The 926-nt window shown below is 36.6% G+C and carries 1 protein-coding gene; it reads left to right on the top strand.

Annotated elements, in window-relative coordinates:
• On the top strand, nucleotides 1-705 hold a 705-nt coding region (locus BAZSYMA_RS06100; protein WP_206599449.1), incomplete at its 5' end, for a hypothetical protein.
• Nucleotides 706-926: the final 221 nt, after the last annotated feature.

Raw genomic sequence — 926 nt, 5'->3', positions numbered from 1 at the left:
TCAACAGGGATTAATCCCTCTCATTTTTATGTAGACATGTTAAAAATTGACGGTAGACTGCGTGAAATAGCTAAAACCTTAATGCCAGTTTATACATACTTAGATGCTGACCCTGAGGTTATCTATGATGAAGTAACCGACACAATAGCTGAGGGGTATGTGAAATGGGGTTGTAGTGATGAGGGTATGAGTGTGAACGAAGCGACGAGAACGAGCCCGAATTGGTCGCGAGAAGAGTATCGGACAGGTAACTATGTGATTCTAGAGGGTATTGTTAAATCTAACTCAACTACTAATAACGGCTCGCATGATGACAATCTAACACCGGATAACCATAATCATAACCCAGATCAGCCTGATGATCGTATTTTCCCACCAGTAGATAATACATATACCACCTACTATGTGGGAAATAAATCAAATGGTAAGTTTGTTATTCCAACTGTGAAAATGCTCGATACAGGGCTGTGTTTCTCTATAATAATGAATAATGTTAATGGGAAAATAACGATTGATAATAGTGCCACAAATGAAATAAACTGCGACAATCTTATTGGGGAACCAACCGCGACAATTAACAAACCTAGTACTGTAATGACTATCCCGTCGATCGGCTGGAATAATAAGAACTATCGTGTTGAACTATCACTTAGCCTCATTAGTAACGTATTGAAATGGAAGAGTATTACAGAGATTCATAGATAATATACAGAAATGACAAACACCTCGCTCTAATCTTAGAGCGAGGTGTTTAATTGGATAATTTAAATGAAAAAATTGACATTATTGGTATTACTAGGACCCTGTAAACCAGATTGTGTAAACCCTCATATTTTATAATCCCTAAAAAGGAGAAAAAACATGAGTAATACAACATTAAGAAAAAACCAAAAGAACAACACAGGTATTAACCAGCAAAAACTCCT

Source organism: Bathymodiolus azoricus thioautotrophic gill symbiont, from assembly GCF_001298715.1.
Classification (GTDB): Bacteria; Pseudomonadota; Gammaproteobacteria; order PS1; family Pseudothioglobaceae; genus Thiodubiliella.
The sequence above is the reverse complement of the archived record's forward strand: the minus strand, read 5'-3'. Positions and strand labels throughout refer to the sequence as shown.